General features: G+C 43.6%; 13 protein-coding genes. 5 read left to right on the top strand and 8 right to left on the bottom strand.

The genetic code is table 11. The annotated features are described in order from the left end of the window. Positions 1-115 precede the first annotated feature (115 nt). Positions 116-2,851, bottom strand: coding sequence for a copper-exporting P-type ATPase CopA (gene copA, locus BDD30_RS06495; RefSeq protein WP_012777163.1), 2,736 nt, complete (start codon positions 2,849-2,851; stop codon positions 116-118). Positions 2,852-2,993: 142 nt separating this feature from the next. On the opposite strand from copA, the gene cueR reads away from it, so the two are divergent. Then, complete coding sequence (gene cueR, locus BDD30_RS06500) at positions 2,994-3,395, top strand: Cu(I)-responsive transcriptional regulator (protein WP_012777162.1); 402 nt, start codon at positions 2,994-2,996, stop codon at positions 3,393-3,395. Here cueR and BDD30_RS06505 read toward each other — a convergent pair. The 5 genes from BDD30_RS06505 to tesA form a co-directional block, all read right to left on the bottom strand. Further along, positions 3,389-3,844, bottom strand: a complete 456-nt coding sequence (locus BDD30_RS06505) for an NfeD family protein (RefSeq protein WP_012777161.1) — start codon at positions 3,842-3,844, stop codon at positions 3,389-3,391. The two genes, cueR and BDD30_RS06505, sit on opposite strands and share 7 nt — an antisense overlap. 2 nt (positions 3,845-3,846) lie before the next feature. Next, positions 3,847-4,767, bottom strand: a complete 921-nt coding sequence (locus tag BDD30_RS06510; RefSeq protein WP_012777160.1) for an SPFH domain-containing protein — start codon at positions 4,765-4,767, stop codon at positions 3,847-3,849. A gap of 22 nt (positions 4,768-4,789) precedes the next feature. Then, on the bottom strand, positions 4,790-5,647 hold the full coding sequence (locus BDD30_RS06515; RefSeq protein ID WP_012777159.1) for a co-chaperone YbbN: 858 nt from the start codon (positions 5,645-5,647) through the stop codon (positions 4,790-4,792). A gap of 66 nt (positions 5,648-5,713) precedes the next feature. Beyond that, positions 5,714-6,499, bottom strand: a complete 786-nt coding sequence (locus BDD30_RS06520) for an SDR family oxidoreductase (RefSeq protein ID WP_012777158.1) — start codon at positions 6,497-6,499, stop codon at positions 5,714-5,716. A 50-nt stretch (positions 6,500-6,549) separates the two neighbouring features. Next, positions 6,550-7,185, bottom strand: a complete 636-nt coding sequence (gene tesA, locus BDD30_RS06525; protein WP_012777157.1) for a multifunctional acyl-CoA thioesterase I/protease I/lysophospholipase L1 — start codon at positions 7,183-7,185, stop codon at positions 6,550-6,552. Here tesA and ybbA point away from each other — a divergent pair. Next, on the top strand, positions 7,153-7,839 hold the full coding sequence (gene ybbA / locus BDD30_RS06530; protein ID WP_012777156.1) for a putative ABC transporter ATP-binding protein YbbA: 687 nt from the start codon (positions 7,153-7,155) through the stop codon (positions 7,837-7,839). The genes tesA and ybbA overlap by 33 nt on opposite strands. Continuing rightward, positions 7,836-10,268 (top strand): putative ABC transporter permease subunit YbbP, encoded by a 2,433-nt coding sequence (ybbP, locus tag BDD30_RS06535; RefSeq protein WP_012777155.1) that lies wholly within the window; start codon positions 7,836-7,838, stop codon positions 10,266-10,268. Before ybbA ends, ybbP begins: the two co-directional genes overlap by 4 nt. Before the next feature lie 137 nt (positions 10,269-10,405). Here the strand turns inward: ybbP and ushA are convergent, their stop codons facing one another. Next, entirely contained in the window at positions 10,406-12,064 is a 1,659-nt protein-coding gene (gene ushA / locus BDD30_RS06540; protein WP_012777154.1) for a bifunctional UDP-sugar hydrolase/5'-nucleotidase UshA, read from the bottom strand. 245 nt (positions 12,065-12,309) lie between these two features. Between ushA and BDD30_RS06545 the strand changes: the two genes are divergently transcribed. Together BDD30_RS06545 and ybaL are read left to right on the top strand one after the other, a co-directional pair. Then, the gene (locus BDD30_RS06545) at positions 12,310-13,527 is read left to right on the top strand and encodes an MFS transporter (RefSeq protein WP_012777153.1); all 1,218 of its coding nucleotides are present in this window, start codon (positions 12,310-12,312) and stop codon (positions 13,525-13,527) included. A 241-nt stretch (positions 13,528-13,768) separates the two neighbouring features. Continuing rightward, complete coding sequence (ybaL, locus tag BDD30_RS06550; RefSeq protein WP_012777152.1) at positions 13,769-15,472, top strand: YbaL family putative K(+) efflux transporter; 1,704 nt, start codon at positions 13,769-13,771, stop codon at positions 15,470-15,472. Positions 15,473-15,672: 200 nt separating this feature from the next. Here the strand turns inward: ybaL and BDD30_RS06555 are convergent, their stop codons facing one another. Next, on the bottom strand, positions 15,673-16,290 hold the full coding sequence (locus BDD30_RS06555) for a LysE family translocator (protein ID WP_249039917.1): 618 nt from the start codon (positions 16,288-16,290) through the stop codon (positions 15,673-15,675). Positions 16,291-17,370 lie beyond the last annotated feature (1,080 nt).

Consider the following 17,370-nt stretch of genomic DNA (forward strand, 5'->3'; position numbering starts at 1 on the left):
CCCCGGTCACATAGTTCTCTATGCTCCCGGGGATTCGCTCCCTGGCCGTCGCGATGCATCTTGAAATCTATTGGGTATAGATACCGCACTTTTACGATCTAACCAAGTTGATGCATTATGATTTAGGCTTAAATCTCAACAAACGATTAGCATTACTCACCACCGTAATTGAAGAAAGCGCCATTGCCGCACCCGCTATCACGGGATCTAACAATGTTGCGGTAAATGGATAGAGCACCCCAGCTGCGATTGGAATACCCAGTGTATTGTAGATAAATGCCCCAAGCAGGTTCTGTTTCATATTACGCAGAGTTCCTTTGGACAATTCAACCGCATCAGCGACACTATGCACACTATGGCGCATTAGGGTCATCGCTGCGGTTTCAATAGCGATATCACTCCCCCCGCCCATTGCAATCCCGACATCAGCCCGCGCCAACGCTGGAGCATCGTTAATACCATCCCCTACCATAGCAACTTTACGGCCTGCCGCCTGAAGTTTCTGGATAGCCTCAGCTTTGCCATCAGGCAACACACCAGCGATGACTTCATCAATCCCTGCTTCTTGCGCAATCGCATTGGCTGTAACTGGATTATCGCCGGTCAGCATCACTAAACGGTAGCCTTGATGATGTAATCGTTTCAGTGCGGTAACGGTATCTTCACGCAGTGGGTCACGAATAGACAGAACTGCCGCAGCTTTGCCTCCTACCGCCAGAATAACCGGTGTGATGCCTTTCTCTGCCTGTTGGGCTATCAGTGGCTTTAATTCCTCTGTATCAATTTGATTTTGTTCCAGCAATGCTTGATTACCCAACAACAAAGTTGTGCCATTCACTTCACCACTAATACCCAACCCAGCCAGAGTGCGGAATTGTTCAACTTGCGGTAATGCTAACCCTTCAGTTTTGGCAAGTATTGCTTTGGCTAATGGATGATTAGAACCATTTTCCAGTGCGCCTGCCCAACACAATACGTCTTGTTCACTGTATCCATTGAAAGTATGGATATCAGTAACTTGCGGCATACCTTCGGTCAATGTACCGGTTTTATCGAAAACAATCGTGTCCAATTCACTGGCTTGTTGCAAAGCATCGGCGTCCCGAACCAAAACACCGAATTCTGCTGCCCGGCCAACACCAGAAATAATCGACATAGGCGTTGCCAGCCCAAGGGCACAAGGACAAGCAATAATCAGTACCGTGGTAATAATGACCAACGAATACATAATCTGTGGTGCTGGACCGATGAAGTACCAAATAGCACCTGAAATCAGAGCTATCGCGACGACAGCCGGAACAAACACTGAGGAAATTTTATCTGCCAACTGACCAATCTCTGGCTTACTGCTTTGCGCCTGACGTACCAATTTTATAATTCGCGCTAATGTCGTTTGGCTACCCACTGCGGCGGCAGTAAACAACACTGTGCCATCCTGTACGGTCGTACCGGCATGAACGTTATCACCTTTGGATTTTTGCTGGGGAATCGGCTCACCGGTCAGCATCGCTTCATCTATCCAGACTTCACCTTGAATGATTTCACCATCAACGGGGATACGATCACCGGTTGTCAAACGTAATGTCATTCCCGGTTTGACATTAGCCAAAGGTAGCTCTTTTTCGCCATCTTCTGTCACCACACGGGCAGTCGGTGGTGTCAGATCCAGCAGACGTTCCAACGCTTTTGAGGAACGCTGGCGGGCACGTTGTTCCAAAGCATGACCCAAATTTATCAAGCCGATAATCATAGCACTGGCTTCGTAATAAAGATGGCGCGCCTGTGGTGGAAAAATATTCGGCCACAGGTTGACACTAATAGAATAAAGCCAGGCGGCCCCTGTTCCCAATGCCACCAATGTATCCATGGTGGCACTGCCGTTTTTTAGGCTTTGCCATGCATTGCGGTAAAAATGACCACCGGCAAAGATCATCACAGCAAGCGTAATAGTCCCGATAGTCAGCCAGATAGTCTGGTTTTCTGGCGTGAGCATCATATTATCGCCCATCATCCCCCACACCATCACAGGAATACCGACGACCAATGCGAATGCTGACTGCCAGCGAAAACGGCGCATATTGGCCTCAGAAACTTGTTGCTGACGTTCACGCCGTTCAGCTTCATTCTGAATCAGTTCTGCACCATAGCCGGCTTTTTCCACCGCTTGAATTAGTACGTCAGGTGAGGCGCTACCGGTAATTAAAGCGCTGCGCTCAGCAAGGTTCACTCTGGCATTTTCCACGCCTTCGACACTCTGCAACGCTTTCTGAACTTTATTCACACAACTAGCACAGGTCATGCCATCCAACAGCAACTGGATACTATCATCGCTATCACGGACAACGGATTCGTCAATTTTTTCGACCGGAACAGAAGAAGTTGCCGCTGACAAAGGTTCCGGTCTGTTTGAAGCAGGTATTGTCAGCGGCTCAGATTTTGGGAAATGTTGACCAGAAGCCAGTTCTGCGTGATAACCCGCCTGCTCAACTGCGGCAATCAGCGCATCGGCATCAACTTTGCCATAAATTTTAGCCGTTTTAGTATTCACATCTGCAGCGATAACCCCTGCTACCACTTCCAGAGCTTTACGTGTCGTGCCTGCACAATGCATACAACTGAGGCCAGATAGTGCCAGTTCGATATCAGGCCGGCTGGCAATTTCGGCGTCATAACCTGCTTCTTTAATCGTTCCGATTAATGATTCAGGGGAGGCTTCACCAATAACTTTAGCGTAATCGATAGTAATTTCCGCCTGTTCCACGTCTGCACGATTTCCCAGTGCTTTTTTCACACTGTTAACACAGTGCATACAGGAGAGCCCCTGTAACGTTAAAATAGTTGTATGTGACATAAAAAAACCTCCTAATGCATAAGTGACGTAATTATTCTTCACACCTGTGTGATAATTGTTGATGATATCTACAGCCCAGATGAATTTCTGGCTTGTTACAAAGGTTAAACCTTCCCGTCAGGGTAAGGTCAAGGGGGAAAAAATGAACATCAGTGAAATTGCCCAAAAAACCGGCCTGACCAACAAAGCCATCCGGTTTTATGAAGAAAAGGATTTGATCACACCACCAGAAAGAGGAAATAACGGTTACCGTTATTATCAGCAGAAACATATTGATGAACTAACGCTGCTACGTCAGGCGAAACAGGTAGGTTTTACGCTTGATGAATGTCGTGAGTTTTTAGTGTTATTTCGCAACCCTAATCGTCACAGTGCCGATGTAAAAGCGGCAACGTTGCATAAAGTGGCTGAGATAGAAAAGACGATTGAAGAGTTACAGAAAATCAGAAGTAAATTGTTATCTTTGGCGGAAGAGTGCCCTGGAGATGACGGGGCAACGTGCCCCATCATAGATCATTTATCAGGTTGTTGCTCTCATCACTGAGAATTGACGGGTTTTACTTTCAGAGTAATACCATCAACAGCGATCACTGCCACTTCGGTATTGGCTGGTAGTTCACTTTCACAGTGAACACGCCAGCTGCCATCTGCAAGCTTGACCCGGCTGTAACCATTCTCAGTATCGACAATCAATTTGGCTCGGATACCGATGAGCTGGTGATCTTTCTGGTTCAACGTATCGCTACCTTTTGCTGGGTGACGACGTAACCAGTAGCGCCACAGTATTGCCGAGAGCAGCGTCAGAGTTGCAAACAGAATACCTTGCCATTCCCAACTCATTCCTGGCAGAAACCAGGTGACAAGTGCCACAACAATAGCGGCTGTCCCCGTCCAGAGTAGATAGCCGCCAGTTCCCAAAAGCTCTGCAATTAACAGTAAGCCCCCAAAGGAGAACCAAAGCCAAGGAATCTGATCTGTAATCTGTGCAATCATGCTTACTTACCTTTTTTGCTTTCGCCAATCAGTTCAGTAATACCGCCAATAGCGCCCATCAGATTGCTGGCTTCCAAAGGCATCATAATCACTTTGCTGTTATCGGAAGCGCCAATACTGGTTAGTGCATCCGTATATTTCTGGGCAACAAAGTAGTTAATTGCCTGCATGTTACCGTCAGCAATTGCATCAGAAACCATTTTGGTTGCACGAGCTTCCGCTTCAGCAGCACGTTCACGCGCTTCTGCCTGGAGAAACGCAGACTGACGTTCCCCTTCCGCTTTTAGAATCTGAGACTGTTTTTCACCTTCAGCTTTCAGAATAGCAGCCTGACGGATACCTTCCGCTTCCAGAATATCAGCACGTTTTGTACGTTCTGCTTTCATCTGGGCGTTCATGGCAGAAATCAGCTCTTTCGGTGGACGAACATCACGGATTTCGATACGGGTAATTTTCACGCCCCATGGGTTAGTGGCTTCATCGACAATATGCAGTAAACGGCTGTTGATGGAGTCACGCTGAGATAACATTTCATCCAGTTCCATCGAACCCAGAACAGTACGGAAATTAGTCATCGTCAGGTTAATGATGGATAGCTCAAGGTTGCTGACTTCATAGGCAGCCCGAACAGGATCGACAACCTGAATAAAGCAGACCGCATCAATGGTAACATTGGCGTTATCACGGGAAATAACTTCCTGTGAAGGAATATCCAACACTTGTTCCATCATGTTAATTTTACGGCCAATACGGTCGATAAACGGGACAATAATATGCAGACCCGGTAATAACGTTCGGGTATAACGCCCGAAGCGTTCTACTGTCCATTGATAACCTTGCGGCACTGTTTTTACACAAGTAAATACCACCACCACGGCAATGAATATCAGAATAGGTACGGCACCAAAAGCAAATAAATCCATAACAATTCCTTAATTAAATAAATCAGTAAAGCAGCGAATAAACCTGACGACGATATTTCGAAGCCAGAGCATTACCGGTTCCCATTGCAGACATAATATCCATCATCGTTTTTCGGATTGCCCCATTGGCCGCAGAAAGATCCTTTTTCAGAAAACCCAGTAATAATTCCAGGGCTTCTTCATTACGACTAACTTCGTGCAATTTCAGCGCGAGTTTAACAGCCAAGTCTGCATTTTCCGGTTGAGCGGAGAATTCTTGTTGCAATTGCTGGATTTCCGGTGTATCCGCGGCCTGCTTTTGTAACTCAATTTGAGCCAGTAAACTGTGATAATGAGAATCCTGGTCCTGTAATGGAATTAGATTCAGAATTTCCTGAGCTTCTTGTATATTATTGAGCATAATTTGCACTTCGGTCAACTTAAGTGCAATCTCACTGTTTTTGGGGGCTAATTGCCAGGCTTCTTTCAATAGCGGTAGAGCTTCCTGATGTTTTCCTTCTGCGATAAGTTCCTCAGCTTGAGCAGCTTTTAACTCTTCTGGCTTGGGTAATACGCGAGTAAGCATCTCCCTGATAGCTTTTTCCGGTTGTGGTCCCTGAAAACCATCTACTGGTTGGCCTTGTTGCAAAACATAAACAGTAGGAATGGCTCGTAAACCAAATTGTGCTGCGATCATTTGTTCTTTATCGCAATCCACTTTTGCTAATACCAATTGCCCGGCATATTCTGTGGCTAGTTTATCCAGCGTTACACCTAATTCCTGACAGTGAGAGCTACGCTCAGACCAGAAATAAAATAAAACCGGCACAGTCATAGACTGTTCAATAGTTTGATGCAGATTACTTTCGTTGATATCAATTCCAGTAGTGGTTGGCAGCATATAATGAGTCTCTTAAATTCAGTGTTGTAGGGTATTATTGAACAGATGAGGTTACTTTGCTAACTTTCAAGTTGTACCACTCTGTTTAGTCAGTATTTTATCCATTAATCTTCCCGGCAAAATCCGGCGCATAATGGTTACCGCGTGAGTTATCCAAGTCACTGGATAACGTAATTTAGGGTTTGGGCTTTCTAAAGCATGAATCAACTTACGCACAACAGCTTCGGGTGTCAGTGTGAAATGGCGGGCAATGCCCGGGTTTTTGACTGGCTTATCGCTTTGTGTCTGATTCACGTTTTCGGTAAAACGTGTTTTTATCGGGCCTGGTACAATCAGGCTGGCTTTAATACCTGTCCCTGCCAATTCCATTCTTAAGGCATCTGACCATGCTTCTAAAGCATATTTACTGGCAGAATAAGCACCACGGCCTGGGGTTGAAATTAGTCCCATCACCGAACTGGTTTGGATAATACGACCTTCACCATGAAGTTGCATGATTGGGAGTAGCAAACAAGTAAGTTGATGTGTACCAAACAGATTAGTTGAGAATTGATGTTCCAATTGTTCACGACTGATAGTGTTCAAAGGGCCATAAATACCAAAGCCGCCATTATTAAACAGTCCGTACAGGCGGCCATTGGTTAGCTTGATGACTTCAGCAGCGGCTCGTTCAACACTCATCTTGTCATCAAGATCCAATTCGATAGGTTCCAGTCCTAGTTCGCGCATACGCTGTAAATCTGCGGGTTTTCGACAGGCTGCTAATACTCTATAACCCCGCTGATGTAGTGTTTTTGCCGCCACCAGACCAATTCCACTAGAACAGCCTGTGATAAGAACTGACTTTTGCATAACTTTACCTACTTATATACATCAATGTGTTGAAACTAATAGTTTACTACTTAAGAATAATTAAGATGTGCTGATAGTGTGTCAGACATCCAGTCAGCAATAAATGGCTGGGCGGCCAGATTAGGATGTAATCCGTCTTGTTGCACCCACTCCGGTTTAATAGCGACTTGTTCCATATAAAACGGAAGCAGAGGAATTTGATTATGTTCTGCCAGTCTGGGGTAAATCTTGGCAAAAGATTCGGTATAACGGCGCCCGTAATTTGGCGGCAGACGGATTTGCATCAATAAAGGTTGAATATTGGCTTGTTTCACTAATGTGATGATCTGTTGCAGATCGTGTTCTGTTTGTTGTGGGGGAAAACCGCGTAACCCATCATTGGCACCCAATTCTATCAGTACCCAACGGGGTTGATGTTGTTTAAGTAATCCAGGTAGCCTTTCAAGGCCCTGAGCGGCGGTGTTACCGCTGATGCTGCCGTTGATGACAGTGATTTTATTACCGGATTTTTGCCACTTTTTTTCCATCAGAACAGGCCATGATTGTTCAACAGGCAGATGGTAACCCGCACTGAGACTATCGCCCAAGATCAGCAGGGTATCTGCCGCAATAGCTCTGGCGCTGGATAACACCACTAGTAATAGGAAAAGTAAATGGTAACGGGAAATATTCTTGAAGTTCAGCATCTCAATAAGCACGTTGGTCAGGGGGAACATAAGATCACTATATTGCAGGGAGTCAAGTTGGTTGTCGAGCCTGCGCAGACTATTGCTCTGGTAGGCGAATCTGGATCGGGTAAATCCACACTGCTTGGCATTATTGCCGGGTTGGATGATGGTAGTGACGGTGAAGTCCGGCTGTTAGGGCACAATTTAAGCCAAATGAATGAGGAGCAGAGGGCAAAACTACGAGCTGAAAATGTCGGTTTTGTATTTCAGTCATTTATGTTAATTCCAACGTTAAACGCCTTGGAAAATGTCCAGCTCCCTGCTTTATTACGCGGTGAGTCTGAAAATAGTAGCAAGAAACAAGCAATCGAATTGCTTGAACAATTAGGATTGGGGAAACGTTTGAAACATATGCCAGCCCAACTTTCTGGTGGTGAACAACAAAGGGTTGCGTTGGCTCGAGCATTTAGCAGCCAGCCAAAAATTTTGTTTGCTGATGAACCAACAGGTAATTTGGATCGACAAACCGGTGATCGCATTGCTGACTTACTGTTTTCTCTGAATCGTGATTATGCCACAACATTAATTCTGGTTACTCACGACAGCCAGCTTGCTGCTCGCTGCCAACGTTGCTTACGACTGGTTGATGGAACATTGAGGGAAGAAAGATGATTTGGCGCTGGTTCTGGCGCGAGTGGCGCACTCCCTCTTTATTGATTGTTTGGTTATCTCTCACTCTGGCAGTCGCTTGCGTGTTGGCATTAGGCAGGATAAGTGATCGCATTGATCAAAGTGTTCATTACCAAAGCCGGGATTTTCTGGCCGGTGATCTGGTTCTGCGGGCTTCTTATCCGGTAGATGACAGATGGTTACAACAGGCGAAAGATCTCGGGTTAAAGTTGAGTAGCCAGCTCTCTTTCACCACAATGACCTATGCCGGGGATATTCCTCAACTGGCTAATGTGAAAGCCACAGACAATCTCTATCCGTTATATGGCAAGCTGGAAACTGATCCACCTGGTTTGAAAGCAGAAAAAGGTACCGTTCTGGTCGCACCTCGCTTGCTTGAACTGTTGAAAATCAAAATTGGCGATAATCTGGATGTCGGTGATACCACACTCAAAGTCAGCGGAGAACTCATTCAGGAACCAGACAGTGGTTTCAATCCATTTCAGATTGCGCCACGGATTCTAATCAGTCTTGATGATGCCCAATCCACCGGTGCGATTCAGCCAGGTAGCCGTCTGACCTACCGTTATATGTTTTCTGGTGATAAAGAAGCAATTTATCAATATCAGCAATTGATTGATCCACAACTTAAGGCCGATCAGCGCTGGTATACCTTGAAGCAGGATAGCGGCGCGCTGGCAAAATCTATTGAAAGAGCACAGCAATTCTTGTTGTTATCAGCTTTGCTCACATTATTACTTGCTGTCGCTGCTGTCGCGGTATCAATGACTCACTATTGCCATAGCCGCCATAACTTGATCGCCGTGCTTAAAACCCTTGGTGCGGGACGCTGGGCTTTACGTAAATGGGTGATCGGTCAGTGGTTGGTGTTATTAGTTGCAGCGACGTTGGTAGGTACCTTTTTAGGATTGATGTTTGAATATCTACTGGTGCAAACTCTGGCACCTATGCTGCCAAAAACGTTACCAAAAGCAGGATTCTGGCCGTGGGTATGGGCACTGGGAGCATTATCTGTTATTACCTTACTAGTTGGGATGCGTCCGTACCGGCAATTAATGGCAACCCAGCCATCACGGGTGCTGCGTGACGATATTATCGCGCCTGTCTGGCCATTGCGTTATTACTTGCCATTAGTGACATTGATTGTGATTAGCGGACTTGTTTTCCTGACTGGTACCAATCCTATCTTATGGGCGCTACTTGCTGGCGTAATGATTGTTGCTTTGTTATTGGCCGTACTCGGTTGGGGAGGATTATGGCTATTGCGCCACCTGAAATCCCGCCATCTTAGTTTTCGTTTAGCCGTTAGTCGACTGCTGCGGCAGCCATTTCAAACTGTGACTCAATTGGCGTCTTTCTCTTTATCATTTATGTTACTTGCTTTGTTGTTAGTGATCCGGGGCGATTTACTTGACCGCTGGCAGCAACAATTGCCGCCGGACAGCCCAAACTATTTTCTGATTAATATGACTGGCCGGCAAATTCCACAGGTAAAACATTTACTGGCTCAATATCAAATTAAACCAGCGGAATTTTATCCTGTGGTCTTGGCCCGCCTGACAGAAATTAATGATCAATCAGCCATCACGTGGGCAGATGCCAAAGAACCGGACAGCAACATTGTACGGCGGGAATTGAATCTGACATGGAAAGAAGAACTACCACCGTTTAATACTTTGATAGAAGGTAATTGGCCACCAAAAGAAAATGAGGTTTCTATTGAGCAGAAAGTTGCTGAACGTTTAGCAATCAAAATCGGCGATAAACTGACATTCAGTGGTGATACCCAGCAATTCAGTGCCACAGTCAGCAGTATCCGGTTGGTGGACTGGGAAAGCTTGCGGCCAAACTTCATATTTATCTTTCCAAAACAAACACTCGAAAATCAACAACAAACCTGGCTGACCAGTTTCCATTATGAAGGTGATGGTCGCCTCTTGACCGATCTTAATCGTCAATTTCCCACATTGAGCCTACTTGATACGGGTGCAATGATTAAGCAAATTCAGGATATTTTACAACAGGTAGGCAAGGCATTGGAGGTGATGGTCGGGTTGGTCATGGTATGTGGCGTATTACTCCTGTTAGCACAAGTTCAGGTAGGAATGCACCGGCGGCGGCTTGAACTCGTGGTTTACCGGACCTTGGGAGCAAGTAAGCAATTACTGCGCCGTACTCTCTGGAGCGAATTTGCATTGCTTGGGTTAATGGCGGGTTTTGCTGCGGCATTAGGCGCAGAAGCTGCGCTTTGGTTGTTGCAAACCAAGATTTTTGATTTTCCATGGCAACCAGAATGGCAAATGTGGCTCTTACTGCCAATCATCAGCAGCTTATTACTTTCTTTATGTGGTAGTTGGCTGGGAATCAGGTTGTTACGAGGAACGGGATTACACCGGCAGATTCAGGGATAAAAGCGTATTTTTGCCGACATTACCAAAGCTTAAAGATCAGGGCTGCCAGATTAAACTGCCGCCGATAGTTGGTTTTGACCAACTTTACGCGGTCAGTGCAAAATTGCAGCCCTGCCGATTTATCGCCTTATCAGGGGTTATTGATAAACGATTTCACCTTTTGGCTCATAATCAGCCGCTTCTAAGGGTGAATGCTTCTCGATATACCCTTTTAGCACTTCTGCATCAACAAAACCCGTGTTGACATAGGTTGGATGATTGTCCAGACGTGGATAACCATCACCACCGATAGCATTAAAATCAAGCATTGCCAGGCGGTAAGTTTTGTTGGGTTCTAAAGGTTTTCCTGCGATGTTTACATCTTTAATACCCTTACCATCAGCAATCAAACTGACATTCAAGAACTGAGCATAAGCACCAGAGTCAACCTTCATGTTAGCAACGACTGCCAGATATTTTTCAACTTCGCTACCTTTCAGATCAACATAAACCAATGAGTTGGCAAATGGATGCACTTTCAGGACATCTTTATAAGTAATATCGCCTGATTCAATAGAATCACGAATACCACCGCCACTGATAATAGCAAAATCAGCATGAGCACGTTCCATCAAAGCAGAAAGGACAACATGCGCCATATTAGTCTGAACAAAACGTACTTTGTTGCGATCACCTTCCAATTTACCCTCAACAGAACCTACTTTTACGTTTAACTGTTTATCACCTTTATTCTGGTAAGGCGTTAGTAACGTTATCATTTCCGGGTTTTGCGCGATTTGATGCGTGTAATAAACTCGTTCAGTAGAACCGTCTGCTTTTTTTATATTATTTTTAAGATTAATGGGAATTAACTGATAATGAGTCAGCTTAAATTCACCATTACGGAACTCAAAATCAGCACGGCCAACATATTTACCCCACTCGTGAGCTTGAACAATCCAAGTACCATTCTGGCGATCAGGCGAACATGGCGTTCCCGGCACATAATCAATCTGCTTATAATTTTTATTTTCCGCAGACATACAAACCGGATCTTGCGAGTGACCACCTACAATCATATCCAAATAACCCGCTGGCAAACTACGCGCCATTTCAACATCACCTGGCGCGTTAGAACCATGATGACCGTCGTCATAGTGCCCCATATGGGTTGCTGCAATAATCACATCTGGCTTTTCATTTTTTTTCAGATCCTCAATGACCATTTTAGCTTCTATAGCGGGAACCCGAAATTCAACATTAGGGAAATTAGCAGGGTTACCGATTTTCGCCGTATCATCAGTCGTCAGGCCGATAACCGCAATCTTCACCCCTTGTTTATCAAAAAGGGTATAAGGCTTGAACAAACGTTTACCGGTGCTGGTATCGTAAATATTGGCCGAGAGGAAAGGAAAGTTTGCCCATTTTTCCTGCTGACGCAATACTGACAGAGGATTATCAAACTCGTGGTTACCCAACGCCATTGCATCATAACCTATCAGATTCATTCCTTTAAAATCAGGCTCCGCATCTTGCAGATCAGACTCTGGTACGCCAGTATTAATATCTCCACCGGAAAGCAATAACGTACTACCGCCTCTTTCGGTGACTTCTTTACGAATTTCATCAACAACTGTTTTTTGAGCGGCTAAACCATATTCTCCGTGGTCGTTATACCAAAAATGCCCATGATGGTCGTTGGTGTGCAAAATAGTAATGTTATAGGTTTTGTCTTTTTCCCATGCATTTGCTATTGCTGGAAGTAGTGTCATAGAAACAACCAAAGCACAAGCTGAGGTCTTAAACGAAAATTTCATGGTATATCTCCATGTTTTTTAAGTGAATTGCCATGCAAAAACAGTTTCAAAAACTAACAAGGCGGGATTAACAAATCATTTTCTGAGATAGGTTATGAGGTTATTAGAACATATTTCGTTTCATTTTTCTGAGCGTATCATCAAACTACCTCCAGTGTAGTAAAAAATTAACTATCAACCTAATATGTAAAATGTAACCAATAACCAACAAACTCACTCTCAATAAGACAGGCTGACAGTCAATTATGAGCGAACAGAGCGACACAACTACAGTTCCCCCTCGTGCAAGCAAAACCAGGAATACCGTTTTTACTATTCTTGGTGCAATTAGCATTTCACACTTATTGAACGATATGATCCAATCGCTAATCCTGGCGATTTATCCTTTACTACAATCAGAATTCAACTTGAGTTTTGTGCAAATCGGTATGATCACATTGACCTATCAAATTACCGCGTCGTTATTACAGCCACTGATAGGTCTCTATACCGATAAACATCCACAGCCTTATTCATTACCTATTGGGATGAGTTTTACCTTGTCGGGTCTGCTACTGCTGGCCCATGCTAACAGCTTCCCATTAGTTCTATTAGCGTCTGCATTAATTGGTACTGGCTCTTCGGTATTCCATCCAGAATCATCGCGTGTAGCACGCATGGCATCTGGTGGCCGCCACGGACTGGCTCAATCGCTCTTCCAGGTCGGGGGGAATTTTGGCAGTTCCCTTGGGCCTTTATTAGCCGCTGTATTTATTGCACCTTATGGCAAAGGCAATGTTGGTTGGTTCTCGCTGGCAGCATTACTGGGCATTATCGTGCTGTTGCAGATCAGTAAATGGTATAAGGCTCAGAATTATATTAAGAAAAATCAAGTCAGAACGGGTCCTGTCGTCAAAGTTTTACCAAAAAAAATCGTGATAGGCTCCCTGACTATTTTGTTAATTTTAATATTTTCCAAATACTTTTATCTCACCAGCATTAGCAGCTATTACACTTTTTACTTAATCCACAAATTTGGCATTTCTGTACAAAACGCCCAGATTCATCTGTTTCTCTTTTTATTCGCTGTCGCGGCAGGGACCATCATTGGCGGACCTCTTGGTGATAAAATCGGCAGGAAGTATGTTATCTGGATATCTATCCTTGGTGTTGCTCCTTTTACTTTGATTCTGCCTTATGCTTCTCTGTACTGGACAAGCATACTGTCAGTGATCATTGGTGTGATTCTCGCTTCTGCGTTCTCTGCAATCTTGGTATACGCACAGGAACTCATTCCAGGTAAAACCGGGATGATATCTGGTCTATTTTTCGGATTGGCTTTTGGTATGGGAGGTATTGGCGCAGCGGTACTTGGCAACATAGCAGACAGAACAAGTATTGAACTGGTTTATCAGATCTGTGCTTTTCTGCCATTACTTGGCATATTTACCGCCTTATTACCTAATATAGAAGATAACAACTAGAAAAATCGCTAAATTCCCCCACATAAAAGTCATTTTTTATGTGGGAGAAATCTCTATATACCTCATAAATAATCAAATATAATGGCAAAAATCTCTGTTATGGGTAATTTAATCCTTTCAATCGATATTTTTTTATGTTTTAGTCATTTTTTTAGCGAATTTACCTCGAATTACCTATAAAATGTTGTTACAGCTACCTCTTCACAATACTACTTAATAGCCTCAATAAGAAGGAGCCTTAATGGAGCATTCGACACCACTTATCACCACTATCGTTGGCGGGTTCTTTATCGCTTATCTGCTTGGCATGTTGGCACAGCGTCTGAAAATTTCACCACTGGTCGGTTATCTTACTGCGGGAGTACTCGCTGGTCCTTTTACTCCTGGTTTTGTCGCTGATGCATCGCTAGCACCAGAACTGGCAGAAATTGGTGTTATCTTATTAATGTTCGGTGTCGGACTACATTTTTCACTTAAAGATCTGCTGGCAGTAAAATCTATTGCAATCCCTGGCGCTATTGCGCAAATATTGGTAGCAACACTGCTTGGTGTGGGACTATCAACAATACTGGGTTGGGAATTATTTAGCGGCATCGTCTTTGGCCTCTGCTTATCAACCGCCAGTACCGTTGTTCTGTTACGAGCGCTAGAAGAGCGTCAATTGATCGATAGCCAACGAGGTCAGATAGCCATCGGCTGGCTGATTGTCGAAGATCTGGCCATGGTGCTGACTCTGGTATTACTGCCTGCGGCTGCTGGTATTCTTGGCAATAAAGAAGCCAATATCGGGCAGTTAATTATGGAACTCGCCATGACAATCGGCAAAGTCATCGCTTTTATCCTGCTGATGATTGTTGTTGGCCGCCGTCTAATCCCGTGGGTATTGGCAAAAACTGCCAGTACAGGTTCCCGAGAACTATTTACCCTTGCTGTATTGGTTATCGCTTTGGGTATTGCTTACGGTGCTGTTACGCTATTTGACGCCTCATTTGCGCTAGGTGCATTCTTCGCCGGTATGGTACTGAACGAATCAGAACTCAGCCACCGTGCCGCTCAAGATACACTGCCACTAAGAGATGCTTTCGCCGTGTTGTTCTTCGTATCCGTTGGTATGCTGTTCGACCCAATGGTACTGATTCAGCAACCACTGGCGATACTGGCAACGCTGGCAATTATCATTATCGGTAAGTCCGCCGCCGCCATGTTACTAGTTAAAATGTTCGGCCATTCACGCCGTACTGCGCTAACAATTTCGGTCAGTTTGGCTCAAATCGGTGAATTTGCCTTTATTCTGGCAGGCCTTGGTGTTGCACTTGGCCTACTTGATGGAGATGCTCGTAATCTGGTTCTGGCTGGTGCAATTGTTTCTATTATGCTGAACCCAGTTCTGTTCAGCCTGCTGGATCGCTATCTGGAAAAAACAGAAACAATTGAAGAGCAATTATTAGAAGAAACGCTGGAAGAAGAAACTCAAATTCCTGTCGATATTTGTGGTCACACTATTATTGTCGGCTATGGACGTATCGGCAGTTTGCTATGCCAGCGCTTACAGGAACAAGAATTCCCGCTAGTTGTTATTGAAAATACCAGAGCTAAATTTGAAGAATTGGGTGAACAAGGTATCAGTGCAGTCATGGGCAACGCCGCCAGCAAAGATATTATGTCACTAGCGCGTCTGGACTGTGCCTATTCCCTACTACTGACAATACCGAATGGCTATGAAGCAGGCGAGATTGTTGCCAGTGCAAGAGAGGCTCGTCCAGATCTGAATATTATCGTCCGAGCTGACTATGACGACGAAGTGACCTACATCATGGAACGTGGGGCTAGCCATGTCATTATTGGCGAGCACGAAATTGCCAAAACAATGGCAAGTGTGTTGGCAAGCAGCAAAGGCCATTTAGTTGAGCCTTCCCCTGCATCGCCCTTTACGCCACTAATTTGAGGAAACGCGCACTGATAGAATAATTTCTTCATTCTCATCATTGAGCTGAACCATGATTTTATCCTTTACTCTATACCCAATAGATTTCAAGTTGCAGCGCAGCGGCAAGTGAACGCATCCCCAGGAGCATAGATAACGATGTGACTGGGGTGAGTGAACGCAGCCAACAAAGCAACAACTTGAAAGATGAAGGGTATATATCACGTCAGAGATATAAAACACCTTTCATTGACGTATAAAACATTGAGAATGAAAAAAACAGATAACACTAAAGAAGCAAAACGATAAAACAGTTCGGGTTTTAAACGCCTTTTTCCCATATTTCCCAGACATAGCACCTTTCCCGCCCCCACCCAAATCAGGGAAACAGGCAATAACGCACAAACAAAAGCCGTCATAGAAGGAATATATTCTGCCCACACAGTAAATGCAGTAAGAGGAAATACATATGTAGCAAACACAAAAGCCTTAGGATTAAGCAAAGTAGCAAACAATACCGTACTAAAATGAACTTTCGCCTCTCCTTTACCTAATGAGAAATGCCAAACTTTAAAAGCCAAATAAGCAATGTACGTCGAAGCGCAAAGTTTTAAGGCCACCAACAACCATATGAAAGTGTGAGAGAGTGAAGATAAAAATAACCCCCACAAACTAATTGCTGTTAAATAACCAAACGCCTCAGCCAAAATCAACCTGAGGGTACTAATAAAACCATGTGAATATCCAGATGATACTAAAAGAGTATTTGTTGGTCCTGGCATAATTAAGACCATACTCACCATACTGGCAATGATTATATAATCGTAATAGCTATTCATAGTATCCTCAATGGCTGTTATATATAATAATTAATCATTTGAAGTGTAATAGGACACTCCTAATACAAACTTCATCATGTGCCTTCATCCCCTTAAATTAATGATCATAAAATTATTGTCATTAAATATCATTACTCTCACTTTGCAACGACTAACTGCCCCTTTTATTATAATGTTAATAATCTCAATCGCTCCGATTTAATAAAAACCAGATAAAAAAACCTGCACTAATATCAGCAACAAGGCCAAACAATTGCGACAGGCGATAAATATTTCACAGAATGATATTTCTAAATTATCAAGCATCTCTAGAACTACACGATCGAAACCAGAATCGGTAAACCTAACCTAAGTATCGACACACTGGATGCTATCACCATAGCGCTACGCTGCTCTTTTGGTGATTTCCTGGCAGGAAATAATGAACAGTATCCCCATTTAGAAAAATGCCAATCTATGAAAGGATACTATACAAAAAAATATAAATTTTTTTATCGGCTTAAGACATGTTACATAAACATGACATTTCTAATCCATGTACAACCAATATTATTTTCATATATTCCTAATAAAGTAATATTTGCTAACCGACTATCTTGATTCTAGTTAACAGAATCCGAAATTGTAAAGGCCGGCTGAGAAATTTTTTACAAATTTCTCTTCCAACCCAATCCATTCTTTAACCAGGCTAAGATTTCTCCGGTATAAATCGCAAAATCAAAGAGTTTGATCGATGATTTTTCTCAATTATTCTCCTTATAAATACAGAAAATGAAATAATTCCATCCCTATACTTTGCAATAACCATAAAATAAAAATGGATAAAACAACAATTTTCTTGTAAGTAAAATACCTACACTATCACTAATTAAGTTAAGGTAATATTTACCAATTAATGATTTTCACTCAGCGTTTTACTCTCTAAATTTTATTACCTATTTACAGCGTTAATTTTATTTAAGAAAACCGCCATAGAAATCATCAATGTAATTTCTTCTACAAGACTTAATTAAATCAATAATATAATTACGCCTCCCGCACTCACAATTTTCAATAATTACATTTTTTTCAACATCAATA

Origin of the sequence: Photorhabdus asymbiotica, from assembly GCF_003634575.1 — a bacterium.
Classification (GTDB): Bacteria; Pseudomonadota; Gammaproteobacteria; order Enterobacterales; family Enterobacteriaceae; genus Photorhabdus; species Photorhabdus asymbiotica.

What these genes read in the sequence shown, in the direction of transcription:
- copA (WP_012777163.1), bottom strand. Translation starts at nt 2,851, where the DNA reads ATGTCACATACAACTATTTTAACGTTACAGGGGCTCTCCTGTATGCAC.
- cueR (WP_012777162.1), top strand. Translation starts at nt 2,994, where the DNA reads ATGAACATCAGTGAAATTGCCCAAAAAACCGGCCTGACCAACAAAGCC.
- BDD30_RS06505 (WP_012777161.1), bottom strand. Translation starts at nt 3,844, where the DNA reads ATGATTGCACAGATTACAGATCAGATTCCTTGGCTTTGGTTCTCCTTT.
- BDD30_RS06510 (WP_012777160.1), bottom strand. Translation starts at nt 4,767, where the DNA reads ATGGATTTATTTGCTTTTGGTGCCGTACCTATTCTGATATTCATTGCC.
- BDD30_RS06515 (WP_012777159.1), bottom strand. Translation starts at nt 5,647, where the DNA reads ATGCTGCCAACCACTACTGGAATTGATATCAACGAAAGTAATCTGCAT.
- BDD30_RS06520 (WP_012777158.1), bottom strand. Translation starts at nt 6,499, where the DNA reads ATGCAAAAGTCAGTTCTTATCACAGGCTGTTCTAGTGGAATTGGTCTG.
- ybbA (WP_012777156.1), top strand. Translation starts at nt 7,153, where the DNA reads ATGGTAACGGGAAATATTCTTGAAGTTCAGCATCTCAATAAGCACGTT.
- tesA (WP_012777157.1), bottom strand. Translation starts at nt 7,185, where the DNA reads ATGCTGAACTTCAAGAATATTTCCCGTTACCATTTACTTTTCCTATTA.
- ybbP (WP_012777155.1), top strand. Translation starts at nt 7,836, where the DNA reads ATGATTTGGCGCTGGTTCTGGCGCGAGTGGCGCACTCCCTCTTTATTG.
- ushA (WP_012777154.1), bottom strand. Translation starts at nt 12,064, where the DNA reads ATGAAATTTTCGTTTAAGACCTCAGCTTGTGCTTTGGTTGTTTCTATG.
- BDD30_RS06545 (WP_012777153.1), top strand. Translation starts at nt 12,310, where the DNA reads ATGAGCGAACAGAGCGACACAACTACAGTTCCCCCTCGTGCAAGCAAA.
- ybaL (WP_012777152.1), top strand. Translation starts at nt 13,769, where the DNA reads ATGGAGCATTCGACACCACTTATCACCACTATCGTTGGCGGGTTCTTT.
- BDD30_RS06555 (WP_249039917.1), bottom strand. Translation starts at nt 16,290, where the DNA reads ATGAATAGCTATTACGATTATATAATCATTGCCAGTATGGTGAGTATG.